The 23,379-nt window shown below is 71.7% G+C and carries 23 protein-coding genes; 12 read left to right on the top strand and 11 right to left on the bottom strand.

What is annotated here, in order from left to right; all coding sequences use genetic code 11:
• The first annotated feature begins 173 nt into the window (after positions 1-173).
• Positions 174-644: a Rieske 2Fe-2S domain-containing protein gene (locus tag DJ74_RS05315; RefSeq protein ID WP_094526590.1), complete on the top strand. Its 471-nt coding sequence runs from the start codon at positions 174-176 to the stop codon at positions 642-644.
• 38 nt (positions 645-682) lie between these two features.
• On the opposite strand, the gene DJ74_RS05310 is transcribed toward DJ74_RS05315, so the two are convergent.
• Positions 683-1,129 carry a DUF5788 family protein gene (locus DJ74_RS05310; RefSeq protein WP_094526589.1) on the bottom strand — a complete coding sequence of 149 codons (447 nt, stop codon included), beginning with the start codon at positions 1,127-1,129 and terminating at the stop codon, positions 683-685.
• A 204-nt stretch (positions 1,130-1,333) separates the two neighbouring features.
• On the opposite strand from DJ74_RS05310, the gene DJ74_RS05305 reads away from it, so the two are divergent.
• On the top strand, positions 1,334-2,125 hold the full coding sequence (locus DJ74_RS05305; RefSeq protein ID WP_094526588.1) for a YkgJ family cysteine cluster protein: 792 nt from the start codon (positions 1,334-1,336) through the stop codon (positions 2,123-2,125).
• A gap of 28 nt (positions 2,126-2,153) precedes the next feature.
• Here the strand turns inward: DJ74_RS05305 and DJ74_RS05300 are convergent, their stop codons facing one another.
• From DJ74_RS05300 to DJ74_RS05290, 3 genes are all read right to left on the bottom strand, one after another.
• Positions 2,154-3,059: a dihydrodipicolinate synthase family protein gene (locus DJ74_RS05300; protein ID WP_094526587.1), complete on the bottom strand. Its 906-nt coding sequence runs from the start codon at positions 3,057-3,059 to the stop codon at positions 2,154-2,156.
• Between the two features lie 159 nt (positions 3,060-3,218).
• Positions 3,219-4,313 carry a polymer-forming cytoskeletal protein gene (locus DJ74_RS05295; RefSeq protein WP_094526586.1) on the bottom strand — a complete coding sequence of 365 codons (1,095 nt, stop codon included), beginning with the start codon at positions 4,311-4,313 and terminating at the stop codon, positions 3,219-3,221.
• 48 nt (positions 4,314-4,361) lie between these two features.
• Positions 4,362-5,936: a cytochrome P450 gene (locus tag DJ74_RS05290; protein WP_094526585.1), complete on the bottom strand. Its 1,575-nt coding sequence runs from the start codon at positions 5,934-5,936 to the stop codon at positions 4,362-4,364.
• 93 nt (positions 5,937-6,029) lie between these two features.
• On the opposite strand from DJ74_RS05290, the gene DJ74_RS05285 reads away from it, so the two are divergent.
• The 3 genes from DJ74_RS05285 to DJ74_RS05275 all read left to right on the top strand — a co-directional run bounded on the left by DJ74_RS05285 (position 6,030) and on the right by DJ74_RS05275 (position 9,469).
• Entirely contained in the window at positions 6,030-6,680 is a 651-nt protein-coding gene (locus tag DJ74_RS05285) for a helix-turn-helix domain-containing protein (RefSeq protein WP_094526584.1), read from the top strand.
• Between the two features lie 99 nt (positions 6,681-6,779).
• A complete protein-coding gene (locus DJ74_RS05280; RefSeq protein WP_094526583.1) occupies positions 6,780-7,196 on the top strand; it encodes a TRAM domain-containing protein in 417 nt (138 codons plus the stop codon).
• Positions 7,197-7,405: 209 nt separating this feature from the next.
• Positions 7,406-9,469: an AAA family ATPase gene (locus DJ74_RS05275; RefSeq protein WP_094526582.1), complete on the top strand. Its 2,064-nt coding sequence runs from the start codon at positions 7,406-7,408 to the stop codon at positions 9,467-9,469.
• 1 nt (position 9,470) lies between these two features.
• On the opposite strand, the gene DJ74_RS05270 is transcribed toward DJ74_RS05275, so the two are convergent.
• Both DJ74_RS05270 and DJ74_RS05265 read right to left on the bottom strand, forming a co-directional pair.
• A complete protein-coding gene (locus DJ74_RS05270; protein ID WP_094526581.1) occupies positions 9,471-9,695 on the bottom strand; it encodes a hypothetical protein in 225 nt (74 codons plus the stop codon).
• A gap of 51 nt (positions 9,696-9,746) precedes the next feature.
• Positions 9,747-10,523, bottom strand: coding sequence for a bacteriorhodopsin (locus tag DJ74_RS05265; protein WP_094526580.1), 777 nt, complete (start codon positions 10,521-10,523; stop codon positions 9,747-9,749).
• 247 nt (positions 10,524-10,770) lie between these two features.
• Between DJ74_RS05265 and DJ74_RS05260 the strand changes: the two genes are divergently transcribed.
• Entirely contained in the window at positions 10,771-11,148 is a 378-nt protein-coding gene (locus DJ74_RS05260; protein ID WP_094526579.1) for a hypothetical protein, read from the top strand.
• Between the two features lie 99 nt (positions 11,149-11,247).
• Here the strand turns inward: DJ74_RS05260 and DJ74_RS05255 are convergent, their stop codons facing one another.
• The gene (locus DJ74_RS05255) at positions 11,248-11,973 is read right to left on the bottom strand and encodes a class I SAM-dependent methyltransferase (protein ID WP_094526578.1); all 726 of its coding nucleotides are present in this window, start codon (positions 11,971-11,973) and stop codon (positions 11,248-11,250) included.
• Between the two features lie 110 nt (positions 11,974-12,083).
• Positions 12,084-12,476: a pyridoxamine 5'-phosphate oxidase family protein gene (locus DJ74_RS05250; RefSeq protein ID WP_094526577.1), complete on the bottom strand. Its 393-nt coding sequence runs from the start codon at positions 12,474-12,476 to the stop codon at positions 12,084-12,086.
• 151 nt (positions 12,477-12,627) lie between these two features.
• On the opposite strand from DJ74_RS05250, the gene DJ74_RS05245 reads away from it, so the two are divergent.
• The 4 genes from DJ74_RS05245 (at position 12,628) to DJ74_RS05230 (ending at position 15,229) form a co-directional block, all read left to right on the top strand.
• A complete protein-coding gene (locus DJ74_RS05245; protein ID WP_092921017.1) occupies positions 12,628-12,900 on the top strand; it encodes a helix-turn-helix domain-containing protein in 273 nt (90 codons plus the stop codon).
• An 83-nt stretch (positions 12,901-12,983) separates the two neighbouring features.
• Positions 12,984-14,012 carry a glycosyltransferase family 2 protein gene (locus DJ74_RS05240; protein ID WP_094526576.1) on the top strand — a complete coding sequence of 343 codons (1,029 nt, stop codon included), beginning with the start codon at positions 12,984-12,986 and terminating at the stop codon, positions 14,010-14,012.
• Between the two features lie 98 nt (positions 14,013-14,110).
• Positions 14,111-14,929: an imidazole glycerol phosphate synthase subunit HisF gene (gene hisF, locus DJ74_RS05235; RefSeq protein ID WP_094526575.1), complete on the top strand. Its 819-nt coding sequence runs from the start codon at positions 14,111-14,113 to the stop codon at positions 14,927-14,929.
• 117 nt (positions 14,930-15,046) lie between these two features.
• Positions 15,047-15,229, top strand: a complete 183-nt coding sequence (locus tag DJ74_RS05230; protein ID WP_094523745.1) for a hypothetical protein — start codon at positions 15,047-15,049, stop codon at positions 15,227-15,229.
• Between the two features lie 337 nt (positions 15,230-15,566).
• Here DJ74_RS05230 and DJ74_RS05225 read toward each other — a convergent pair whose 3' ends face one another.
• Positions 15,567-17,741, bottom strand: coding sequence for a glucan 1,4-alpha-glucosidase (locus DJ74_RS05225; protein ID WP_094526574.1), 2,175 nt, complete (start codon positions 17,739-17,741; stop codon positions 15,567-15,569).
• Between the two features lie 103 nt (positions 17,742-17,844).
• On the opposite strand from DJ74_RS05225, the gene DJ74_RS05220 reads away from it, so the two are divergent.
• Positions 17,845-20,256 (top strand): alpha-amylase family glycosyl hydrolase, encoded by a 2,412-nt coding sequence (locus tag DJ74_RS05220; protein ID WP_094526573.1) that lies wholly within the window; start codon positions 17,845-17,847, stop codon positions 20,254-20,256.
• An 81-nt stretch (positions 20,257-20,337) separates the two neighbouring features.
• Positions 20,338-21,450 carry a TrmB family transcriptional regulator sugar-binding domain-containing protein gene (locus DJ74_RS05215; RefSeq protein WP_094526572.1) on the top strand — a complete coding sequence of 371 codons (1,113 nt, stop codon included), beginning with the start codon at positions 20,338-20,340 and terminating at the stop codon, positions 21,448-21,450.
• A gap of 27 nt (positions 21,451-21,477) precedes the next feature.
• Here the strand turns inward: DJ74_RS05215 and DJ74_RS05210 are convergent, their stop codons facing one another.
• On the bottom strand, positions 21,478-22,488 hold the full coding sequence (locus DJ74_RS05210) for a hypothetical protein (RefSeq protein ID WP_094526571.1): 1,011 nt from the start codon (positions 22,486-22,488) through the stop codon (positions 21,478-21,480).
• A gap of 24 nt (positions 22,489-22,512) precedes the next feature.
• Positions 22,513-23,316 carry an FAD-binding protein gene (locus tag DJ74_RS05205; RefSeq protein WP_094523735.1) on the bottom strand — a complete coding sequence of 268 codons (804 nt, stop codon included), beginning with the start codon at positions 23,314-23,316 and terminating at the stop codon, positions 22,513-22,515.
• Positions 23,317-23,379: the final 63 nt, after the last annotated feature.

Raw genomic sequence — 23,379 nt, 5'->3', positions numbered from 1 at the left:
CGACCGAGCGGCTGGGGCTTCGGAGGCGGTCATCGCGGCGTCACCGATTTATAAGCGAGCGGTTGGGGCTTCGGGGTGATTCTCCGCCGGTATCCGGTCGACGATATCCGAGGGTCCGGTCTGATCCCCGCCGGTATCACAGCGTTCAAACCCGCCCTATCCTTCCAACACCTATGAACGCGGACCGTCGAATCGCCGCCGTCGAGGAGGTTCCCGAGGACAGCACGCTGCTCGTGACGCTGCAGCCCGTCGACCCCGAGAGTGTCGACGACGGCGAGGGCGACGTGGGCGAGTCAGAGGACGGCGCCCCCGAGGCGGAGGCGATCCTCACGCGGGCGACCGGCGAGGTGCGCGCGTTCCGCAACTACTGTCAGCACTGGACCGACGTGCGCATCGACAAGGACGACGGGGCCTTCGTGCGGAACGGCGAGGTGTTCTGTCAGAAGCACGGCGCCACCTTCGAGGCCGACGGCGGCTACTGCAACTTCGGCCCCTGCGAGGGCGCCGTGCTGGAGGGCGTCGACGTGACCGTCGACGGCGACGGCGTCTACCTCGCCGACGACGCCTACGAGTTCGTCAGGCTCGGCCACTCGCGCCGCGACGGCGACAGCGGCGACTCGCGGATCGACTTCACGGGGAACTGAGACGGGCGGATCACGTCCGTATCGGAGCACCTCCGGATTTAAAACCGCGTCCGACCGCTCGCCCCGCCAGCGTCGTCCCGACCGAGCGCCTTCTTCAGGAAGCTCATCCAGCGCTTGCGGTCTGCGGCCTTCTGGCGCTGCTCCTCCGTCTCCGGGTCGGGGGCGTCGAGCCCCTCTAACGCCTCCAGCGCGCGGTCGATCCCGATGATCGACGCCGCGAGCTCCTCGCCGCGCTCGTAGCTCACCTCGTTCTCCTCGATCGGTTCGAGCCGCGCCAACCGCTCCCGGCGGAGGTTCCGCTTCGCGCGCTCGACGCGGTCGCGCTCGCCCGAGGGGACCGAGTCGCGCCGCTTGATTTCGAAGACGAACGACCGCAGCTCGATCGGCTCCCCCTGGACCTCGATCTCCTCGGGGATGTCCGCGCCCACCGTCGCGGCCTCGCGGTTCACCCGTTCGAGGAGCCCCTTCCGTTCGTACTCCTTCACGGCCGTCTGGTAGGCGGCGGTCGCACTTCGCTCCTTCGGCGCGGGCGGCGGCGGACAGCGGGCGGCGGCGGACAGCGGATGGCGGGCAGCGGACGGCGAGCGGCGGCGGACAGCGGACGGCGGCGGCGAACCGCGCGTCCGGACGCCGCTCGTCGCACCGCGAGAAGGGACGACGTTAACCCGACCGCGCCGCTAGCGGTCCGCATGGAGCCGCTCGAAGCCGAGCTCTCGCGGGCCCGCGAGCTCGCCGTCGACGACCTCGCCGACGCCATCGAGGCGATCGGCTTCGAATGCACGCGCTGCGGCGGCTGCTGTACCGGCTACGCCCCCGACGAACCGGGCGGCGCGCCGGCCGGGGAGGGGATCGGCGAGAGCGACGGGAGCGGCGAGAGCGACGCCGGGTGTCACGGCGGCGACGCCGAGGCCCCCGACCGTGAGCCCCACACGGCCACGGTCTTCCCGGACGAGGTCCGCGAAGTCGCGGCCGCGGCCGAGGAGCGGTTCGGCGAGTCGTACGACTGGCGCGACGTCGCCCGCCCGATGCCGTTCGGCCTCTCCGAGGGCGACGGGGGCGAACCGACTGGCGAGACGTTCGAGTGGGCGCTCGCGACCGACGACTGCGGCGACTGCACCTTCTACGAGGAGACGGACGGAACGGGCGCCTGCGCGGTCCACGACGACAGGCCGCTCATCTGTCGGACGTACCCGTTCAGCGTCGCGCTCGACGGGACGAGCCAGCCGATGGGCGAGGCGGTCGACGAGGCGGGGGTCGTCCGCGCCCACGAGTGCGAGGGGCTCGGCCGCGACATCTCCCGCGAGGACGCCGAGGCGCTCGCCGCGTCGCTCAAGGAGCGCGCGGTCCGCGAGTTAGCGGAGGCGATCGGCGTCCGCGATAACTACGACCCGGAAGCCGCCGAGCGCGCCGACGGCGACGTCGTCGTCTTCGACTCGGAGGGACCGAAGGAGGCCGACGGGACGCCGGTCGACGGGGACTGAGCGAGCCCTCGCCGTCGCGGGCGGAGCCTCAGACGACGTCGAGCGCCGCGTCGACGTCGGCGGCGATCTCCTCGCGCGCCGGTTCGCCCGGGAGCGTGAGCGGCGGGCGCACGCGGGGGTCCGGAATGAACCCGCGGTGCGCGGCCGCGACCTTCTCGACGGGCGCGAACCCGTGGTCCCCGCACCGGTCGAACAGCGGCGCGATCGCCCGGCGGTGGAGCGCCAGCGCGCGGTCGTCGTCGCCGGCGCGGAGCGCCTCGCCGAGCGCGATGAAGGCCTCCGGAATCACCTGCGAGAGGGCGTGGATCCCGCCGTCGACGCCGAGCGACGCGCTCGGGTACAGCAGGGCGTCGACGCCCTGAAACACGGTGAACTCCTCGGGGGTTCGGGCGACGGCGACGTCGATCGCCGAGATATCCCCGCTCGTGTCCTTCAGCCCGACGACCGACTCGCGCTCGGCCACGGCGGCGAGGACGTCGGGGTCGATCGGCTCGCCGACCGTCGACGGGATGTCGTAGAGGAACAGCGGCAGGGGCGTCTCGTCGGCGACCGCGTCGAGGAACGCCCGCTGTCCCGCCGGCGCCGTCGAGTTGTGGTAGTACGGGAGCGTGACCAGCCCCGCGTCCGCGCCGGCCGCGTCGGCCGCCCGGAGCCGGTCGAGGGCGCCCGAGACGGTCGTGTCCGCCGCGCCCGCGATCACGGGGACCCGACCGTCGGCCGCCTCGACCGTCGTCTCGACGACCGTCCGGCGCTCCGCGTCGGTGAGGCTGGCGAACTCGCCGGTGGTCCCGCAGGGGACCATCCCGTCGAGCCCGGCGTCGACGAGGGCCCCGACGTGGCTCGCGAGCGCGTCGGCGTCGACATCGCCGTCGGCGTCGAACGGGGTCACGATCGGGGGCGAGACGGCGCCGTGTCGGAACTCGATGTCGGGCATGCAGTCCGGTTCGGAAGGGTGCGAGAAAGGTCTTGGTGCCGCGACGGCGGTTGCCGGAAGCGAGCGCGACGGGGATGGGTCGCGGTTCGCGACGCCGTAGCGTCGAGCCGGGACCTCGATCCCGAGCGCCGCGGTCAGTCCGCGCCGACGGGACCGCGGTCAGTCCGCACCGACGGAACCGCGGTCCGATGCGACTCCGCGGGCGCCGCGGTACCGGTCGCGCAGTCCGAGCGCGAGCGCGCCGAGTCCGAGCAGCAGCACGAGGAGGTCGACGAGGCCGCCGACCCACGGAACGAGGCCGATCGCGGCGATCCCGAGGACGCCGAGGAGGAGGGCGACCCACCGGTTCGGTCGGCCGAGTCGGTTGAGGACCCACGACCCGAGGGCGTACCGACCGTACACGGAGCCGATCCAGATCGCGACGACGTACGCCGCGATCCCGACGAGCGCCAGCGGGATCCCGACGACCGTGACCGCCACGAGGACGAGGAGGATCGGCGTCCCGATCAGCGCGACCAGGCCGACGCCGCCGCTGCGGAGCGAGTCGCCGCCGACGCGGTCGGCGACGCCACGCGAGAAGCGGGGGAACGCGAGCAGGAGCACGGCGCCCAGCGCGAGGTTGACGGCGACGCCGTAGGCGGACCCGACCCACGACGGCGCGAGGTCGGAGCCGAACGCGACCCCGGTGTCGCCGCGGAGACTCGTGTCCTCGACGACGCCGCCGGCGACCGTCGCGTCCGGGCTCTCGGTGAACGTCTCGGCGTCGTACCGGAACTCGCCGCCGACGTCCGCGTTCGGGCCGAGCACGACCGAGTCGGCGGCCGCGCGAACGTCGCCGTCGACCGCGCCGTCGACCGTTATCGAGCCCGCACCGACGTCGAGCGATCCGCCGATCCGACCGGTGTCGGTCAGCTCGAACGAGCCGGCGCCCGTCTCGACGTTCCCGCCGACAGTCCCGTCGACCACGATCGTCCCGGCGGCGGCCTGGACGTTCCCGTCGACGCGGCCGGTCTCCGCGACGCGGATCGAACCGGCCGCTCCCGAGAGGTCGCCGTCGACGGTGCCGCGGACCACGATCGTCCCGGCGACGCCGTCGATCCCGTCGACCGTCTCCCCCTCGTCGACGACGATCGTTCCGGAGGCTCCCTGCACCGACTGGGCCGTCGCGAGCCCCGTCGCGAGCGGGAAGAGGAGCGCGACGACGGCGAGAGCGACGGCGATACGACGACGAAACGCGTTGGAGGACGGGTCCATGGCGGATGAATTATTTTTCAGTGACATATATCTGTCTGGTGAGTGGTGTCAAGGGTCAGTCGGTAGCCGCGACCGGCGGGGCCCGGTCCGAGTCCCGCGACGGACGTCCCGCTGTCCGTCGCCGCGCCCGGCCGATGCGCCCGGTCCGTCGAGCGCGCTGACGCGCAGTCGGACCGGATGCGTCGGCCGCGTGTTCGCGCTCGCCCGCAGCGACAGCTCCGTCGTCACGGGTTCGAGCCGCAGCCGGCGGAGCAGCGTCGCGGTCGCGAGTCGGAGTTCCTGTCTCGCGAACCGCATCCCGATACAGTGGCGCGGGCCGCCGCCGAACGGGAAGTACGCGTATTCGGGGCGGTCGCCGACCGCCGGGCCGGCGCCGTCGTCACCGCGAGCGGTCCCTGAGGCGTCGCCCTCGTCGCCGTCACTCCCGCCGCCGGCGGCCTCGTCACCGGTGGCCTCGTCGCCGTCGGTCTGCCGGAGCCACCGCTCGGGCCGGTACGTCTCTGGGTCGTCCCACCACCGCTCGTCGCGGTGAACCGCCCACGGCGAGAGCGTCAGCACGACGCCGGCCGGAACGCGGTAGCCGCCGAGGGTCACCGGCTCGGTCGGCTCGCGGAAGAAGGAGTGGACGGGCGGGTACAGCCGGAGCGCCTCGTCCACCGCCGCCGTCAGCGCCGGACACTCCCGGACGTCCGCGGGCGTCGGGTCGGCGTCGAGCGCCGAGACCTCCGCGCGGACCCGGGCTTGGAACTCGGGCCGGCGGGCGAGGCAGTAGAGCGTGTACGTCAGGCCGAGCGCGCTCGTCTCGTGGCCCGCGAACAGGAACGTCACCGCGTTGTCGACGAGCTGGTCGTCGTCGATGGCCCCGAGCTCGGCGGCCGCGACCAGCGTGCCGAGGAGGTCGTCCGCGGCGCCCGGGTTCGCGGGCGGGCCGGCGGCGCGGCGTTCGGCGACGAGGTCGCGGATCGTCGCCCGGAGCGCACGGATTCGCCGCCGGTACCGCCGGTTCGTCGGGGTCGGGATCCACTCCGGGAGGAAGGAGGCGATCCGGCCCGTGTCGAACCGCTCCGTGACGCTCTCGGCGGCCGCCCGGACGGTGTCGCGCTCGCGCTCGACGTCGCTTCCGAGCAGGCTCTCGGCGAGGACGGCGAACGCGTAGTCGGTCGCGGCGGCGTGGACGTCGACGACGTCGCCGTCGTCCCACGAGGCCGCCGTTCGGCGGGCGTGCTCGACCATCGCGTCGCCGTACGCGGCCACCCGCTCGCGGAAGAACGCCGACCGCATCGCCGTTCGCTGCTCGCGCCACGCGTCTCCCTCGGCGAGGAACAGCCCGTCGCCGAGGAGCCCGCCGAGCCGCTCGCGGGGCATCTCGCCCTTCTCGAACCGGTCGTGCTCCTCGACGAGGATCGCCGCGATCGCGTCGGGGTCGGTCACGAGGTAACTCTCCGTGCCGAACACGTCGTAGCGGACGATCCCGCCGTGCTCGGACGACCGCCGTTCGTAGAACCCGAGCGCGTCGCTCGCGAGTTCGTGGACGTTTCCGAACAGCGGAATCCCGCCGGGGTCCGGCGGTCGCGGCGCGTCGCGCGGAGCGGTGACTCCGTCTCCGTCGGTCGTCTCGCTCATACGGATCGATCGGCGCCGCGAACCGCTGAGGGTTCGCACGGACGCGTCCGGGTATTTTTAACTGATAGGCGGTCGGTCGTCGGGACGATTCCCATGCGATACGTGCACGTGGATATCACGTTCCCGCCGTCGGTCCGGCATCCGATGCACGGGTTCCTCGACGAGGGCGACGGCTGGCGGACCGAGATGCTCACGTGGCGGCGGCTCCCGGACGAGACCTTCGTCACGCTGTTCCGCGTCGTCGCTCCCCGCGAGCCGTACCTCGACCGGCTGCGGTCGATCGACGCCATCGACCGGTTCGAGACGGCCCCGGGCGACGACGCGTTCTATCTCAAGGCGTACGAGCGACTCGGCGGGCCGCTGGAGGCGTTCCTCGGGGCGTTCGCCGACACCGATTTCGTCTCCGTGCCGCCCGTGGTGTACCGCTCGGAGGGACGCATGTCGTTCGGGGTGATCGGCCCGCCCGACCAGCTCCGGGACGTGCTCGCGACCGTTCCGGACCCGATCGACGTCGATATCGACCGGATCGGCTCGTACGGCGGCGGTCGGCGGCTGGCCGGCGTCGAACTCACGGAGCGCCAGCGGGAGGCCCTCCGCGCCGCGCGCCGCGTCGGGTACTACGACGTGCCGCGAACGGGATCGGTGGCCGACGTCGCCGAGGCGGTCGGCTGCTCCTCGTCGACGGCGGGGGCGCACCTCCGGAAGGCGGAGGCGGCGCTGGTCGAGGCGCTCCTCGACGGCTGATCCCAGTCCATGGGGACGCTCCGCGAGCGTCGGCGCCGCGTCTACCGGATCGGCGGTACAACTATACTGGTCCGTCGCCACGTACGGGTGGAGTCTACTATGGAGATCTCAGAGAAGCTCCTCTGTCTGTTCAGCGCCGACGTGCGCGAGGCGGACGGCCAGTACGTCGTCGACGTCCCGCGCCGCGAGATCGAGACCGGGTCGCTGGAACCGGGCGAGACGTATCGGGTCGCGCTTATTTCCCGCTCGGAGGCCGAGACGGGCGACGAGACCGACGGCGGCGCCGACGTCTCCGCGTCCCGTGCCGACGACGGGCCTCAACCCCCGGTCGAACCGGGCGAGATGCGGTACGTCGAGATCGAGGACCTCGGCAAGCAGGGCGACGGCATCGCCCGGGTCGAGCGCGGCTACGTGATCATCGTTCCCGACACGGAGGTCGGCGAGCGCGTGAAGATCGAGATCACGGAGGTCAAGTCCAACTTCGCTGTCGGCGAGGTCGTCGAGGAGGCCGCATAGCGGCGACGCGAACCGAGCGCGAACCGAGCGCGAATCGAACCCGGACCGAACCCGGACCGAGCGGGCATAATTCGAGCCGGGATGGGGTCCGGACCGTCGTGGCTTCTATCCTGAACCGTCGTGGCTTCTATGTGCGACCCGCGTTTACCTCGAAACATGGAGTCGACGAGCGCCGACGACGAGCGGACCCCTCGACGACCATGCCGCACATGAGCGTTCGACTGCCGGTCGCGGACGCCCCCGAGTCTGTCGGGGACCGCCGCGCCGGCTTCTCTGCCACCGTGTTGACTGAGCTGGGCGTCGAGCCCGGCGACCCCGTGAGCGTTCGGGGCGGTCGGACGACGGTCGCCGTCGCGGCGCGCGTCGACGGCGACCCCGGCGGGGCCTGTCTCCCCGGGTCGATCCGCCGGAACGCGGGCGCCGAGGTCGGCGACACGGTGACGGTCGAGCCGGTCGACGCCGTCGCGGCGTCCGCGGTCACTCTCCGCCTCGACGAGCGGATGGACCTCACCCGCGCGGGGGCCGCCCTCCGGCGGCGCCTCGACGGGACGGCCGTCTCGGTCGGCGACGAGGTGGAGGCGACGCTGCTGGGCGGCGCGCTGAACCTGACGTTCGTCGTCGAAGACGTGGCGCCGTCCTCGCCCGGGATCGCGAGCGAGGAGACCGAGATCGAGGTCGAGACGGGCGAGGGGACGGCGGCGGTCGTCAGCGAGCCCTCCGTGTCCGCGACCGACAGCGTCGTGCCCGCCGAGACGTTCCGGGAGCTCCGCGAGGCCGCCGCGACCCGACTCGACGGGCGGGAGTCGTTCGCGGCGGCCGGCCGGCCGACGACGCTCGGGCTCCTCCTCCGCGGGCCGCGGGGCGCCGGGAAGACGACGCTCGTCGAGGCGGTCGCGGCCGCGGTCGACGCGACCCTCGTCAGGGCCTCTGCCGCGCGGCTCCGCGGCGAGGGCGCGGGCGACCGCGAGCGTCGCCTCGACCGCGTCGTCGAGGCCGCGAGCGACGCCGACCGAGCGGTGGTGCTCTTAGACGACCTCGAGGTCCTCGGCGACGACGGCGCCGCCGCGACGCTCGGCGATCGCCTCCGCGAGACGCTCGACGAACTGCGGGCCGCGGACGGGACGGTCGCGATCGGGGTGACCACGGACGCCGAGCGCGTCCCGGAGGCGCTGCGACGCGGCGGGCGGTTCGACCGCGAGGTCGAGGTCGCGCCGCTGAGCGTCGCGGACCGACGGGAGGCCTTAGAGAGCGTCGCGCGGGACGTGCCGCTCGCGATGGACGTCGACTTCGCGGAGACGGCGACCCGGATCAACGGGTTCGTCCTCGCCGACGTGACGGTGCTGGTCGACGTGGCGCTGGAGCGGGCGATCCGCCGGGACGGCCGAACCGCGGTCCGCCAGTCCGACGTCGACCACGCGATGGACGTGGTCGAGCCCAGCGGGCTTCGGGATGTCGCGGTCGAGTTTCCCTCGGTCGCGTGGGACGACGTCGGTGGGCTCGAGGCGGCCAAACGCGAGATCGTGCGGGCGGTCTACTGGCCGCTCGAGTACGCCGACCGCTTCGAGCGAGCCGGTATCGAGCCGCCGTCGGGCGTGTTGTTGTACGGCCCGCCGGGGACCGGGAAGACGCTCCTCGCGCGGGCCGCGGCCAGCCTCAGCGACGCGAACTTCATCTCGGTGAACGGGCCGGAGCTGTTGGACCGATACGTCGGGGCCAGCGAGCAGGCCGTCAGGGACCTGTTCGCCACGGCTCGGGAGAACGCGCCGGCGGTCGTCTTCTTCGACGAGGTCGACGCGATCTCCCCGAAGCGACGGAGCGACGACACCGGCGCCGGCGAGCGCGTGGTGTCCCAGCTGTTGACCGAACTGGACGGGCTGGAACCGCTGACGAACGTCGTCGTCGTCGCGGCGACGAACCGGCCGGACATGATAGACGAGGCGCTGTTGCGCCCCGGCCGGATCGAGAAGACCGTCGAGACGCCGCTTCCCGACGAGCCGGCGCGGCGGGAGATCCTCCGGATCCACGCCCGTGACACCCCGACGGCCGAGACGGTCGACTTCGACGCGCTGGCGGAGCGGACGGCGGGGTACAGCGGCGGCGACCTCGCCGCGCTGGTCCGCGAGGCCGCGATGCTCGCCATCGAGGACACGATCACCGACGACGGGAGAAACGGGGATCTCACCGTCGACGCGGATCACTTCGAACGTGCGTTGGCCGAAACGACGCCGTCGGTGGGGGACGCTCCCGATCGGGACGGCGCGTTCCAGCGGTGAGTTACGCCCGTTCCTCGTGTAAGTTGAGGACGAAGTAGGCGATCCCGAGTGCCGTGACTAACTCCACCGCGGAGATCAGCCAGAACGCCGTGGAGAACTCCAACCCCTGGTTCTGGAGCGTCGGCAACGCGAACAACGCGCCGGCGGCGACGACGAAGCAGACGACGATACCGACGACTGATCGAACGTTCAATACGGCAACCGATTCATCGATGTCGTCTGACATTAGTGATAAAAAGACTCACAGCGAGTCGGGTAGTTACCGGTCGATACGGCCTTAATCGGCGGCAGACGGCTCTCCGGCCGACGGCTCCGGCGCTTCGGTGTCGCCCATGATGGCGCGACTGCGCAGGAGGATGAGCCCGAAGCCGACCTTCGCGCTCACGTCGAGGATCATGAAGCCGAGCGTCTCGACGCCGAGACCCACGATGCCGGCCCCTTCGGTTCCGACGAGCCACAGGATCGGGTACGCGGTCCAAAGGACCAACGTCAACACGGTCAACGTGTTGAACGTGCTCTCCACCTCAGCCGAGCGCGCCTTCGCCGCGCTGCGGAGGCTCGTGGCGAGGTAGTACAGCACGAAGATCATCGCGATCGTGCTGATGAGCCAGAACGAGTACCGCGCAAGCATCGTCTGCGAGAGCGCACCGACGAGGCCGGTGACGATCATCAGCGCGTCGACGCCGATGAGCGTCCCGATCGTCACGCGGTCGACCTTCGCGAGGAGCGCGAGGTCGAGCAACAGCAGCGGCGTGGTGAACAGCCAGTCAGCGTACCGCGCGTAGTAGATGTCGAGCGTCCCCCGGCCGACGACTTCGACCTCGGTCAACCCGATACCGAAGAACATCGACAGGTACGCCGCCGACGCGATCCCCGGCACGAGGATCGTGATCGCGTAGTACTCACGCGCCTCTTTGTTCGTGACTCCCCAGCCTTTCGCGATGAAGTAGAACGTCCCGAGGAGCATGAATATCGTCCCGATACCCAGCCACAGCGTTTCGGGCCGACCATCGCCGAGGAGGTCGAACCCTGCTTGAAGTACTGTCGGATCCATACGCAACTACACGTATCACCCATAAAACAATCAACTTCGACACAGCATAGTAAGGTACGCGCTCCGGCCGGGTCTGAGCGAGAATATATATCACTATTTTGAATTAGAAAGAAACACCGATCAGGCGGGGTTTCCCGGATTCGGCGCCGCGAGCGTCGGCGGTCTCGGCGGGTTGTCCGCCGGCGTCGGGGGGACGGACCTTACTAGTGACCCAAAATGAAACCAGTCTGGCGACCGTACTACCCGTATGGCGAACGACGAGGCCGAGACGGAGACCGAAACGACGGACGAGACCGATGAAACGACGGAGCGCGAGACGGAGGCGGAGACGACGGCCATCGACGTGGAGGCGCTCGACACGTACGAGGACCGCGTGGAGGAGCTCTCGTCCGCGCTGGAGGAACGGGAAGAGACAATCGAGGAGCTCGAGTCCGTGGTCGAAGCGCAGTCCGAACAGATCGAGACGCTGGAGGATCGGTTCCTCGATCTGTCCGCCCGCGTCGCGGACGGGCGGAACCTCGGCGTCTGTCCGGAGTGTAACGGGCCGACGGAGAAGAAGGAGCGGCTGTTCCGGAGCGACACGATCGAGTGCCTGCGGTGCGGCGAAGTCATCCACACGTACTGAGCCGCGCAGTCCGGTTTCGCGCCCGCGGGCACGGGCGACTCGTTCAAGCGAGGCGGTGCCGAGAGGCGACTCAGTCGTCCCCGTCGGCAGAGAGGCGACTCAGTCGTCCCCGTCAGCCGAGACGCGGGCGTCCCAGTAGGAGACGGACGCCACGTAGTCGCCCGGGATCGTGTTGCCGACGAGCTCGTCGAGGACCCGGAAGGGCCTCGCGACGGGGCCGGGAAGCTCGCGGTAGAAGCCGTACGGCAGCACGAAGTCGTGCTCCTCGCCGGCGAGCGTGAGGCCCGCCGCGCGGAGCATATCGACGACCTGTCGCTCGGAGTAGAGCCGGGAGCCCATCGGGAGCAGCCAGGTGTACAGCGTCCGGAGGCTACGACGGTTGAACGTGTCGAAGAACACCTGATCGGCGCTGACGCGGCGTAGCTCGCGGGCGAACGGAACCGGATCGTCCATCAGGTGGAAGAAGCGCATCGCGACCACCGTGTCGAAGTGGTCGTCCGGAAACGGGAGCCGCGAGGCGTCGCCGCGAACGAACTCCACGGTGTCCGACAGTCCCCCCTCGACCGCCTTCGCGCGGCCCTGTTCGAGCATCTCCCGGGAGATGTCTATCCCGACGATGTCGGCGCCCCGGTCGGCGATCATCGTCGTGAACCGACCGGTGCCGCAGGCGACCTCCAGCACGCGGTGCCCATCCTCGATCGGCCCGAGCGCCGAGAGGACGGCCTCCTTCTCGCGTCGGTCGATGAGCTCCCCGCCGCCAGAGAACCGGACGTCCTCGTACTCCTCCGCGACCTCGTCGGCCTGGTACCAGTCCTGTCCCTTCACGTTGTCAGTACTGCACGCCCGACCGACAAAACCGTACTGGATGCGGTCGGGGACGGCGTCGGCATCCGCCGGTCGCGGCGGGGTCGGCGCTCGCCGGCTCCGATCGGCCGCTATCCGCTCGTCGAGACGGCGTCGGCCGAGATCTTGAGTATCACCCGCGGCCCCGACTCCTCACCGTGGTGGGGGTACTCGTCGACGTCGAAGTACCGCCGGGCGAGCTCGTCGATGTGTTCTTTCGCTCCCTCCTCGGTCAGCTCCGCCTCGCCGCGGACCGAGACGTAGCGGTACGGGTCGTCCGGATCGAGCACGCTGACTCCGACCTTCGGGTTTCGCCTGACGTTCCGCTCCTTCCGCCGCCCGCGGGCCGTGTTCACGAGGACGTACTCGCGGTCCTCGTGGTCGACCCACACCGGCGTGACGTGCGGGAATCCGTCGGGAGTCACCGTCGCGAGGTGGGCGTACGACTCGCGCTCGAAGATGTCGACGTGAGACTCGGGAATCACGGAGACGCGTACGGCGGGAAGCGGGGAAAATATCCCGATCGATCAGGATAATCGCTCGCCTGAGACGTGATATTAACACATTATATTATCCCAATCGGATTCCCCAATATGTAGCTAACCTTTACCAATAGGCAAAGGATTCAGATATAACATGAGTACCAGTCCAGCGGAGACCGCCGACCAAGACCGCCTGTCCGAGAGCGAGTACCGCGATCGCCTGCGCGAACTACCCCCTAGCGCCAAGCTCGTCGCGAAGGTACTGGAGGGCGACTCGCCGCTCTCGCAGGGCGGGCTTGCCGAGGAGTCGCTTCTGCCCGACCGGACCGTCCGCTACGCGCTCAACCGCTTGGAGGAGGAGGGGCTCGTCGACTCCCGCTACAGCTTCAAGGACGCGCGCAAGCAGGTCTACTACCTGACTGTCTGAGGCCGCCGCGCGACGGGCGGAGCGAGTCGACCGTCGACTTCGCACGGAGTTCTTTTTAATCCCTCGTCCCGATACCTGACCGTATGGACCTCTCGGTCGTCGTACCGACGCTCAACGGGCGGGACCGGCTGGGCGCCTGCCTCGACGCGCTGGCGACGCACGCTCCCGAGGCGGAGGTGATCGTCGCCAACGGCCCCTCCGCGGACGGGACGACCGGGATGGTGCGCGACCGCGACGACGTCGACGTGCTCGTGGAGATCTCGGACCGAACCGTCAACGTCGCGCGCAACGCGGGGATCGAGGTCGCGACCGGCGACGCGGTGGCGCTGGTCGACTTCGACAACCGGATCGGTGAGGAGTGGCCCGGCGCCGTCCGAGCCGGCCTCGCCGACGCCGCCGCGGTGACGGGACCGGTGACGCCGGCGGAGCCGTCCCGACGGCCAGAGGCCGGCGGCAACGGAGAGCAGGTTAGCGCCGACGGAGAGCGGGTTAGCGCCGACGAGGAGGCCGGCGACGGAAGCGGGGACGACGCCGCGGACGAACCCCCCGTGGGGCCCGAGCGCCGGACGATCGCGGGCCGCGACGTGACCTACTTCGCGGGCGGGAACGTCGCCTTCCGGCGGGAGACGCTCCGGGACATCGACGGCTTCGACGAGTACCTCCGGACCGGCGGCGCGCGCGACGCGGCCCACCGGCTGGCCCGGATGGGCCACGAGATCGCGTGGCGCGAGGCGCTCGGCGTGACCAAGGAGCTGCCGAGTCCGACCGCGGCCGACGGGGGTCGCAGCGCCCACGAGTGGGGATGGAAGTACCGGGCGCTCGCGTACCGGCTCCTGAAAAACTACGGCGTCCGGCCGACGGTGATGGCGCGGGTCGGGTCGCACGCCGCGACGGACGCGGTCGACGCGGCCGCCGACGTGGTCCGCGGCGAGTCGACGCCCTCCCGGTGGGCCGCGAACGGACGCGACGTGCTCGTCGGCCTCGCCAGCGGGGGTTCGGACGGGCTCGTCGCCCGGGGCCGCGACCGGAGCCCGGCCCGAAACCCGAACGGCATCTCGGAGCGCGCCGACCGCGCCGTGGCGAAGTACGACCGGCGAGAGCGAGAGGAGTGACGGGCGGGTGGAGGGGCGGCGGACGGCGGACGGCAGACGGCCGATCCGCGCCGTCCCCGCGCCTTTTAACCTCCACCGTCGTCTACTGCCGGTAACGAATGGGACTCACGAAGCGGATCATCCCCTGTATCGACGTCGACCTCGACGACGACGGGGACGCGGCGGTGTACACGGGCGTCAACTTCGAGAACCTGAAGTACACCGGCGACCCGGTCGAACTGGCGAAGAAGTACAACGCCGCGGGCGCCGACGAGTTCGTCTTCCTCGACATCACCGCGAGCGCGGAGGGCCGCGAGACGATGCTCGACGTGGTGAACGCGGTCGCCGACGAGTGTTTCATCCCGCTCACGGTCGGCGGCGGGATCCGCACGAAGGCGGACATCAAGGAGACGCTTCGCGCGGGCGCGGACAAGGTGTCTATCACGACCGGCGCGCTCGAACGCCCCGAGCTCATCGAGGAGGGCGCCGCGGCGTTCGGCAGTCAGTGTATCGTCATCTCGGTCGACGCGCGCCGCCGACGCGACGACGCCGGCGAGCACTTCTACGAGGACGACGACGGCGAGACGGTGTGGTTCGAGTGCACGAAGAAGGGCGGCCGCGAGGGCACCGGGATCGACGCCGTCTCGTGGGCGAAAGAGGCCGAGGAGCGCGGCGCCGGCGAGCTGTTCGTCAACTCCATCGACATGGACGGGACGAAGGACGGCTACGACATCCCGCTGATGACGGCCGTCTGCGACGCCGTCTCCACCCCGGTCATCGCCTCCTCCGGCTGCGGCGGTCCAGAGGACATGTACGAGGTGTTCACCGAGGCGAACGCCGACGCGGGGCTCGCGGCCTCCATCTTCCACTTCGGCGACTACTCCATCGAGGAGACGAAGGAGTACCTCGACGAGCGCGGCGTTCCCGTCCGGTTGTAGCCGAACGGCCGTCGTTCTTACTCGGAACAGAATAATTACCATTCACAACTGTCGTGATTTCCAATAGTTGTGATCGAAATCAACAGTTATTATGCGATGCCGAGCGAATCGTGACGTATGTCCACGTCATCGACGCGTGTCCGTGCCGAGCGCCCGGAGCTCGTCTGCCGACGGACCGACGACGGCTCTGGAGACGGGGAGGTGACGTTCTTCGAACGGGACCGCGATCCCGACGAGCGGACGACCAGGTGGATCACGGTCCGAGAGGCGGACTGCGTGCCGCGCGACGAGTGGCGGTAGAGGATCCGGACCGGCGCCGGCCTCCTCGTCGGCGTCGGTGCGGCGCTCACGGCGTGCTGTCGACGCGCGTTCGGCATCGGGCGAGACCGGTCGATCTCCCCGTTTTTCACCGCGAACCTGCAGAACCTCGGAATCGCGCTGCCGATCTCGCTGCCGTTCGCCGACCCGCTGGTCACCGTCTCGATAATCGTCTACTACGTCGTCCAGCAGATCGGCGGTGCCGCGCTCGCGGACGCGACGTGAGGCCCTGACGCGGTTCGGGCCGGGTCGTCTCGCCGGCGCTCCTGGCTTGCACCGCCGACCGCCCCCGATCGGTTCGCGCCGTCGACCGCCCCGGTCAGTCGTCGGCCGCGACGGCGTCGGTCGTCAGCAGGTCGCGGTCGTCGAGCAGCGTGACGGTCGCCAGTCGGATGGCGTGCGGCCAGCCGAGCGGGGTCGCGCTGTCCGGCGTCCCGTCGTCGAAGAACTGCTCGGGGAGGTAGCTGGTCGACTCGCACAGCGAGCCGCCGGGCGAGACGCGCGCGAGGAGATCGCGGGCGCGCTCGGCCATCCGGTCGGCCCGCGGGTCCTCGTGCGCTTCGAGCAGGGCCGCGAGCTCCGCGCAGGCGTTCGCGCCCCACGCCGTCGAGACGGTCCACACCTTCTCCGAGAGCTGGCCGGCCTGCCGCCACGCGTCGCCCTCGTACCGGATCAGTCCGGCGATCTCGTCGCTCTCGTGCGCGAGCCCGTCGACGACGGTCTCAACGTGCGAGACGAGCCGGTCGAGCCGCTCCTCGTCGACGGCGCCGGCCGCCCCGTCGCTCCCGTCGGCCCCCCCGAGCCCGTCGAACGATCGGTGCGCGCTCGCCAGCGACAGCGTCGAGGAGTCGAGCCGGTCGTCGATCGCCCCCTCGGGCGTCTCGCGGAGCGCGTAACAGCCGCGCTCGGGGACCCAGAGGTCGTCGAGCGCCTCGTACACGCGAATCGCCTGCCCCCTGGCGTGGCCGGCGAGGTCGTCGGGGAGGGCGGCGGGGTCGAGGTCGCCACCGGACGCCCCCGCGTCGCCGTCGGGGGTACCGGCGGCGTCCGAGTCGGCGCCGAGCGCGTCGGCGTCGAGCCCGTCGCCGTGGAGCGCCAACTCGCTGTACGCCTCCAGGAACGTCGCCGCGGTGTGGGCGAACCGCCCGGCGCTGTCCTCCCACGCGTTCTGACAGACGACGGGTCGACCGTCGTCCTCGAGCGTCTCGTCGAGGCCGGCGAGCGCGGCGACGAGGGTCGCGTCGAGGTCGGGGACGGCCACACCGCTCTCTCGCGCCTGCGCGAGGTACGCGATCACGCTGCCGGTCTGGTCGGCCTGGTAGTCGACGTCGGGGCCGTCCTCGATCCGGGCGTTCGCCCACCCGGGCGCGAGGGAGCCGTTCCGCGGCCAGACGCGGTGGGGCCACGAGCCGTCCGGGCGCTGGGTGGCGACGTACATCGCGGCCGAGCGGGCGTGCCAGTCGTCGAGCCCGAGCCCGAGCCGGTCGTCGGCGCCGAGCAGGAACGTCGAGATCTCCGCGTCGTCGCGGAACCACGTGTAGCCGTAGCCCCCGGAGGTCGCGTAGAACGGGTCGAAGTCGGGACCGGCGATCCGGAGCCCGGAGTCGGCAGAGAGCAGCGAGAGCACGCGGAGGTCGGCGACGAGCGACTCGCGGGCCGGCGCCGACGCGGGGACGGAGGGCGTCGTCTCGTCCGCGGCCGCGGCGAGGGCGTCAGCCGAGTCGAGGTCGGCGAACAGCTCGTCGAGCCGGGCGCGGGCCGCCTCCCGCGGCGTCTCCGCGCGGTCGGTCAGGAGCGACGCGACGGCGGCGACGCCGCCCTCGAAGGGGGCCTCGGCGATCACCTCGCCGGAGAGCCGCTCCTCCTCGTAGCGGTCGCCGTCGCGGTCGCGGGGGAGGTCGGTCGGCGCGTCTTCGAGGAGCTCCGGGAACGTCGCCGGGAGCTGGCCGCGGAGGTCGCGGAACCCCGTGTCGCTCGCGAGGAAGTCGTGCTCGTCGGCGTGGTACACCTCGACCGCGTCGTCGTACCGGAGCTGGCCGACGCGGTCGTCGCGGCCGTCGGGAGCGAACCGGGCGTAGACGACGAGCGAGAGGGCGTCGGGGTCGACGTTCGCGTGCCCGTCCTCGCCGACGTCGACCGTCGCGCGCGTGAGGTGCGCGTCCCCGATCGTGACGTCGCGGCGGGTCACGGTGGCGGCGTCCGCCTCGTGGACGGTCTCGATCAGGGTCGCGTCACCGACGTACCGCTGTTCGGTGGGCGTCTCGTCGAGCCAGACGATCTCGTCGCCGATCGCGAGACCGATCCGCGAGCGGACCAGCCCGGTCCGTCCCGTCAGCGGGTAGCCGAAATCGCGGAGCTCCCCGTCCTCGTCGACGTGGACCAGCCGCCCCTCGCCGCCGGTGAACCGTCCGGTGACGGTCCGCCGTTCGCCGGGAAACCGGGTGGCGTGTCCGGTGTTGCGCTTGTAGTCGTCGAGCGCGTCGCGGAGTTGCATTACGCGGGTAAACGCCCCCTCCGCGTATGAAGTTTTGGTGTAATTATTATTCATGTGTTCGAGAAACGGAAACCCTCAAGCCGGGAGGCGCCCGGGTACCGGCATGCACGAGCCCGGGCCTCCGCGGACGACGAGCGTCGGCGAATCGGTCGAGCTGGCGCCTCGGTCCCCGGATCCGGACGGTACGTACGAGTGGACGGTCCGCGACGCGCCCGCCGACAGCGCCGTCGGCGAGGGACCGATAGGGAGCGGCGGCGGATCCGGCAAGGGCGACGAATCCGGGGTGGGCGACGGGTCCGAGGAGGGCGGCGGGTCCGAGGAGGGAACCGGACGCGGAGAGGGTGACCGACCGGAAGACGAACCCGAGGGGACACCACCGGTCCTCGTCTCCGGGGCGACGAGCCGATCGGACGCCCCGGTCGTTCACCTCCGGCCGGACGCGCCGGGGACCTACGTCCTGACGCTCGACGCGCCCGACGGGACGCACCGCCAGCGCGTGCGCGCATTCCCGGACGAGCGCCGAGAGACCGAACTCCGCGTCGCGGCCGCGGACATCCCGGTCGACGACGACGCCGTCGACCGCGTCTCGCTGATGTGGGCGCACAACGAGCGCCTCCTCGCCCGCGACCGGCCCGAGCGCGACGGCGACGACTGGGTCCTCGAGACCCGGGTGCCGCCGGGGCGCCACCGGTTCAGCTTCGTCGCCAACGACGACCCCGGAAACGAGCACGGCGACGTCGTCGAGGTCCCGGGACCCGGACGCCCCCGACTCTCGCTCGACGGGCGGGTCGAGGACCGTAGCGACGCCGAATCGGTGGTCGTCCTGACGGCCGACGTCGAGGCGCCGCCCGCGGCCGGCGGGGGCGAAGGGGTGCGGGGCGAGGTCGACGCCGCGGACCGCGGCGTCGGCGTCGAGTTCCTCGTCGACGACCGCGACGCCGCCCCGGAGACGGTCACGCGGATCGAGTCGTTGGCGGACGGGGCTACCCTCGCCGTCCCGCTCGAAGCGGTCCCCGACGACGCCCTCGACGGCGACGGCCTCCGAGTTCACGCGGTCCCGCGTGCGGAGCGGTACGGGGCGGCCGAGACGGTGCGCATCGGGCGCGGGAACGGCGACGAGAGGCGGACGGCGGACGGAGGCGGCGTCGACGAGCGGCCGACGGCCGAAGGCGTCGCCGGTGGCGGCGCGCCGGTCGCGGTCACCGACCCTCACGCCGCCCCGGAGTGGGCCGACGCGCCGACGATATACGAGGCGTTCGTCAGGTCGTTCGCGGGCGACACCCTCCCGACGACGTTCCGCGAGATCGAGCGCCGGGTGCCGTATCTGGAGAGCCTGCGCGTCGACGCGCTGTGGCTGACGCCCGTGCTCGCCTCGCCGACCGAGCACGGCTACCACGTCACCGACTACTACGAGACGGCGAGCGACCTCGGCTCGCGCGAGGCGTTCGAGTCGCTCGTGGAGACCTGCCACGACGCCGGGATCCGGGTGGTCTTCGACCTCGTGATCAACCACACCTCCCGCGACCACCCCGCGTTCCAGATGCACGCCGCCGGCGTCGACGCGTACGCCGACCACTACCGCCGGGCCGACGGCGCCTTCGACGTGACCGGGACCGACTGGGCGGAGCTCGCCCCCGGCGACATGCCGGAGTACTACTTCAACTGGCGGCGGATCCCCAACCTCAACTTCGACAGTCCGGCCGTCCGGGCGTGGCTGCTGGACGTAGTCGACGAGTGGGCCGCCGTCGTCGACGGCTTCCGCGCCGACGTGGCGTGGGGGGTCCCGCACGGGTTCTGGAAGGAGGTCGCCGACCGCGCCCCCGACGACGTCCTCCTGCTCGACGAGACGCTCCCGCACGACCCCTTCTACGGCGAGGGGGAGTTCGACCTCCACTACGACACCTCCCTCTACGGGATCCTCCGCGACGTCGGCGCGGGCGAGGCCCCCGCGAGCGCGGTCGGCGACGCGTTCGACCGCGCCGCGTGGCTCGGCTTCGACGATCCGAGCGCGCAGATGCGCTACGTCGAGAACCACGACGAGGACCGCTACCTCGCCGAGTACGGCCGAGACGCCCTGAAGGCCGCCGCCGCGACCGTCTTCACGCTCCCCGGCGCGCCGATGATCTACGCCGGGCAGGAGCGCGGCAACGAGACGTACCGCGGCCCCGTCCGCTGGCACGACGGCGACAACGACCTCACCGACTTCCACCGCGACCTGGCCGCGCTCCGCGAGCGCGAGCCGCTCCTCCGCGAGGGCGCCGTCGACTTCAGCGGCCCCGCGACGGACGTGCGCGTCGTCGACGGCGACCCGGAGCGGGTGACCGCGTACGCCCGGACGGCGGTCGGCGATAACGAGGGCGCCGACGAGGCGGACGGCGACGCCCTCCTCGTCGTCGTCAACTTCGCGACCGAGCCGGCGACGGTCGCGGTGCCGGAGGGAGTCGAGACCGACCTGTTCGCCGACCGCGCGGTCGGGACCGAGGTCGCCGTCGACGCCGTGGCCGTCCTCAGATAGGGTCCCGTCTCCCCGGTCGCGGTATCCGCGTCCGTCGCGTCGTCCGACCCTTATAAGTGGTCGCCTCGCCCTCTGTTGCGTATGGACGACCGGACGCTGAACGATCTCCTCCGCCGATTCGGGCTCTCGGACAAGGAGATCGACACGTATCTGAGTCTCTTGGAGCACGGCGAGGCGAAGGCGAGCACCATCGCGGACGCCGCCGGCGTGTCGAAGCGCTACGTCTACAGCGTGAGCGAGTCGCTCGCGGACCGCGGGTTCGTAGAGGTGAACGACCACGTCGTGCCGACGACGATCCGCGCGAACCCGCCCGACGAGGTGATAAACCGGCTCCGCTCGGACGTCGACGCGATCCGACCCGGACTGGAGGAGCGCTTCTCGCGGGTGGAGCGGCGGGCCGAGCAGTTCGAGGTGATCAAGTCCCGCGTCACGGTCATCAAGCGGATCCGGTCGCTGCTCGACGGGGCGGAGTCGGAGGTCGCGCTGTCGGTCACGGCCAAGCACCTCCCGGAGGTCCGGGAGTCGCTCGCGGACGCGGTCGACCGGGGCGTGCTCGTGCTCCTCGTCGTCTCCGACGCCGAGGGGACGCCGATCGGGGACGTCGGCGGCGACGCGGTCGACCTCGAGGGCGTCGCCAGCGTCGTTCGGACGTGGAGCGAGGCGATGCCCACGCTCCTCACCGTGGACTCGGCGGCCGGCGTCGTCGCCCCGCCCGAGCTGCTCCGGCGGTCCGACACCGACCGGCAGGCGATCCACTTCTCGCAGGAACAGCTCGCGCCCGTCATCGTCGGCTCCTTCCTCGGGAACTACTGGCCGGCCGCGACCGAGGCCGCGACCGCGCCGCCGGCGCCGCTCCCGGCGGAGTACGAGAACTTCCGGCACACGGTGTTACAGGCGACCCTGCGGCTCCGCGCCGGCGAGACGCCGCGCGTAACCGTCGGCGGGAGACGGACGGAGAGCGACGAGGCCGTCGAGCTCGTGGGACGCGTCGTCGAGGCGAAACAGGGGATGGTCGAGCCGACGAACAACGAGTTCCCGGTCCAGCACTCGCTCGTCGTGGAGACCGACGACGGCACCGTCACCGTCGGCGGGAAGGGCGCGTTCGTCGAGGACGTCGAGGCCGACCTCGTGCGGATAGAGGCGGACGAGGCCGGCGAGGCGGACGCGTCCGGCGGCACCGCCGACGCCGAATAGGTCGACGCCGAATAGGCCGACGCCGACCTACTCGCGGATCGGCGCGCTCGTCAGCCCCGACGGCTCGTCGCCGGACGCGGTGTCGATCCCGAGCCGCCAGCCCCCCTCCACGGCGTCGACGCGGACCGCCCGCGGGGGCGACCGGTCGCCGTGTCGGCACAGTTCGAGAGCGACCGGAAGCGTCGGGAACCGCCCGTCCCGGGGGGTCAGCGCGTAGTCGGACACGTGGACGACCACCGACTCGGCCGGCGGCTCGTCGCCGCCCGAGTCGGCCGCGTAGCTCCCGACGACCCCCGCTCCGGCGAGGCGCTCGAACGCCCCCGCGACCGGGTCCGCGTCGGGCGCGACGGGGAGCCGCGACGCGGCGTCGGCCAGCACCGCGGCCTGTTCGGTCGGCTCGAGGCCGCGGCGGAGCTCGAACGCCATCGCTTCGAGGAGCCGGAGACAGAGGCCGTCCGGGTCCGACCGCTCCTCCGCGAACGCGAAGTAGGCGTCCATGACCGCCGACTCGACCGCGTCGTGGTCGCCCGCCGAGAGGGCCTCGAACACCGCCGCCGCCGCGTCGTGACAGAACCCGACGAGGTCGCGGCTCGGAACGGGGCTCGGTTCGGGGTCGCGGCTCGAATCGGGGTTCGGTCCGGGGTCGCGGCCCACGGCGGGGTCGGAGAGCGACCAGTCCGCCGCCTCGGTCGCCGAGAACCGCCGCACGTCGTGCGCGTCGCCGGCGGACCGACCGCTTCCGGCGTCGCCGTCGGCGCTCCCGTCGCAGACGCCGCGGTCGACGCCCTCGTCGCCCGCGTACTCCTGCCGGACGATCACGTCGTAGTACGGGACCTGCGGGTCGTACCGGCGGAGCGCGTCGCGGTACTGCTCGGTGGCGCGGGCGGCGGCGCGCGCGGCGGCCCGGCTCTCGAACCGGAGCCCGGCCGCGGGGACCGGTCGGTCGCCGTAGCGGGCGCAGACGAGCGAGTACTCGCCGGTCTCCGACGAGAGCGCCTCGATATGGTCGCTGATAGCCGCCAGCGTCGTCCCGATCACGTCGCGGTCACGCTCCGCATCCGGTCACTCCTCCAGGCTCGGGTGGGTCTCTTGCGGGTCGGGATGCGGTTCCGCGAACCGCTCGCGGGTCGCGTCCAGCGAGGCGGCCTCGCGTTCGCGGCGCTCGTCGGCGCCGATCTCCTCGCAGCCCGGGGGCACCTCGCGGCCCCGGTCGGTGAAGTACCCCTCCGGCGTCACCCAGTCGTGGTAGAAGGGCGCGTCGTCGTCCTCCAACAGCGTGACCGCGACCTCGGCGCCGTGGCCGGCGCACACCGCGGCCTGATGGGGCTTCTCCGCGAGCCGCCCCGCCGCGTACAGCCCGTCGACGCCGGTCCGGCCGCGCTCGTCGACGTCGACGTACGCCTTCCCGCGCTCGATGATCCCGACGCCGTCGACGCCGTCGAGGTAGCCGACCTCGTTCTTCGTGGCCGCGACGACGTACCGCGTCCGGATCCGGTCGTCGCCGTCGGTGGCGACGGCGAACCGGGCGTCGTCGCTCGGGGCGCCGTCGCTCGGGACGGCGCCGTCACCGCCGGAATCGGCGTCGCCGGAGTCGATCGCGGCGACCCGCGTCACCCGCGCGTCGAGTCGGTCCGCGCCGGCGGCCTCGGCCTGCTCGCCGAGGAGGTCGAGCAGTCGGCGGGCGTTGACTCCGAGCGGGAACCCGGGGAAGTTCTCCAGGTGGGCGTTCCGCCGGAGGATCGACGCGCCGCCGTCGACGACGAGCGTGTCGAGCCCCTGACGCGCCGTGAACACGGCCGCCGAGAGCCCGGCGACGCCGCCGCCGACGACGACCACGTCGCGCGGGGGGGTCGACCCGTCGGTCATCGGTCGACCACCCGTCGGTTCCGTCGGGAACGGTCCGCCGCCCGTAGCTGATTCGGCTCCATA

It is taken from the genome of Halorubrum sp. Ea8 (assembly GCF_002252925.1).
Classification (GTDB): domain Archaea; phylum Halobacteriota; class Halobacteria; order Halobacteriales; family Haloferacaceae; genus Halorubrum.
The sequence above is the reverse complement of the archived record's forward strand: the minus strand, read 5'-3'. Positions and strand labels throughout refer to the sequence as shown.

What these genes read in the sequence shown, in the direction of transcription:
- DJ74_RS05295 (WP_094526586.1), bottom strand. Translation starts at nt 4,313, where the DNA reads ATGGACCCGTCCTCCAACGCGTTTCGTCGTCGTATCGCCGTCGCTCTC.
- DJ74_RS05205 (WP_094523735.1), bottom strand. Translation starts at nt 23,316, where the DNA reads ATGACCGACGGGTCGACCCCCCCGCGCGACGTGGTCGTCGTCGGCGGC.
- DJ74_RS05225 (WP_094526574.1), bottom strand. Translation starts at nt 17,741, where the DNA reads ATGCAACTCCGCGACGCGCTCGACGACTACAAGCGCAACACCGGACAC.
- DJ74_RS05305 (WP_094526588.1), top strand. Translation starts at nt 1,334, where the DNA reads ATGGAGCCGCTCGAAGCCGAGCTCTCGCGGGCCCGCGAGCTCGCCGTC.
- DJ74_RS05285 (WP_094526584.1), top strand. Translation starts at nt 6,030, where the DNA reads ATGCGATACGTGCACGTGGATATCACGTTCCCGCCGTCGGTCCGGCAT.
- DJ74_RS05245 (WP_092921017.1), top strand. Translation starts at nt 12,628, where the DNA reads ATGAGTACCAGTCCAGCGGAGACCGCCGACCAAGACCGCCTGTCCGAG.
- DJ74_RS05230 (WP_094523745.1), top strand. Translation starts at nt 15,047, where the DNA reads ATGTCCACGTCATCGACGCGTGTCCGTGCCGAGCGCCCGGAGCTCGTC.
- DJ74_RS05300 (WP_094526587.1), bottom strand. Translation starts at nt 3,059, where the DNA reads ATGCCCGACATCGAGTTCCGACACGGCGCCGTCTCGCCCCCGATCGTG.
- DJ74_RS05280 (WP_094526583.1), top strand. Translation starts at nt 6,780, where the DNA reads ATGGAGATCTCAGAGAAGCTCCTCTGTCTGTTCAGCGCCGACGTGCGC.
- hisF (WP_094526575.1), top strand. Translation starts at nt 14,111, where the DNA reads ATGGGACTCACGAAGCGGATCATCCCCTGTATCGACGTCGACCTCGAC.
- DJ74_RS05315 (WP_094526590.1), top strand. Translation starts at nt 174, where the DNA reads ATGAACGCGGACCGTCGAATCGCCGCCGTCGAGGAGGTTCCCGAGGAC.
- DJ74_RS05220 (WP_094526573.1), top strand. Translation starts at nt 17,845, where the DNA reads ATGCACGAGCCCGGGCCTCCGCGGACGACGAGCGTCGGCGAATCGGTC.
- DJ74_RS05270 (WP_094526581.1), bottom strand. Translation starts at nt 9,695, where the DNA reads ATGTCAGACGACATCGATGAATCGGTTGCCGTATTGAACGTTCGATCA.
- DJ74_RS05290 (WP_094526585.1), bottom strand. Translation starts at nt 5,936, where the DNA reads ATGAGCGAGACGACCGACGGAGACGGAGTCACCGCTCCGCGCGACGCG.
- DJ74_RS05265 (WP_094526580.1), bottom strand. Translation starts at nt 10,523, where the DNA reads ATGGATCCGACAGTACTTCAAGCAGGGTTCGACCTCCTCGGCGATGGT.
- DJ74_RS05260 (WP_094526579.1), top strand. Translation starts at nt 10,771, where the DNA reads ATGGCGAACGACGAGGCCGAGACGGAGACCGAAACGACGGACGAGACC.
- DJ74_RS05240 (WP_094526576.1), top strand. Translation starts at nt 12,984, where the DNA reads ATGGACCTCTCGGTCGTCGTACCGACGCTCAACGGGCGGGACCGGCTG.
- DJ74_RS05215 (WP_094526572.1), top strand. Translation starts at nt 20,338, where the DNA reads ATGGACGACCGGACGCTGAACGATCTCCTCCGCCGATTCGGGCTCTCG.
- DJ74_RS05275 (WP_094526582.1), top strand. Translation starts at nt 7,406, where the DNA reads ATGAGCGTTCGACTGCCGGTCGCGGACGCCCCCGAGTCTGTCGGGGAC.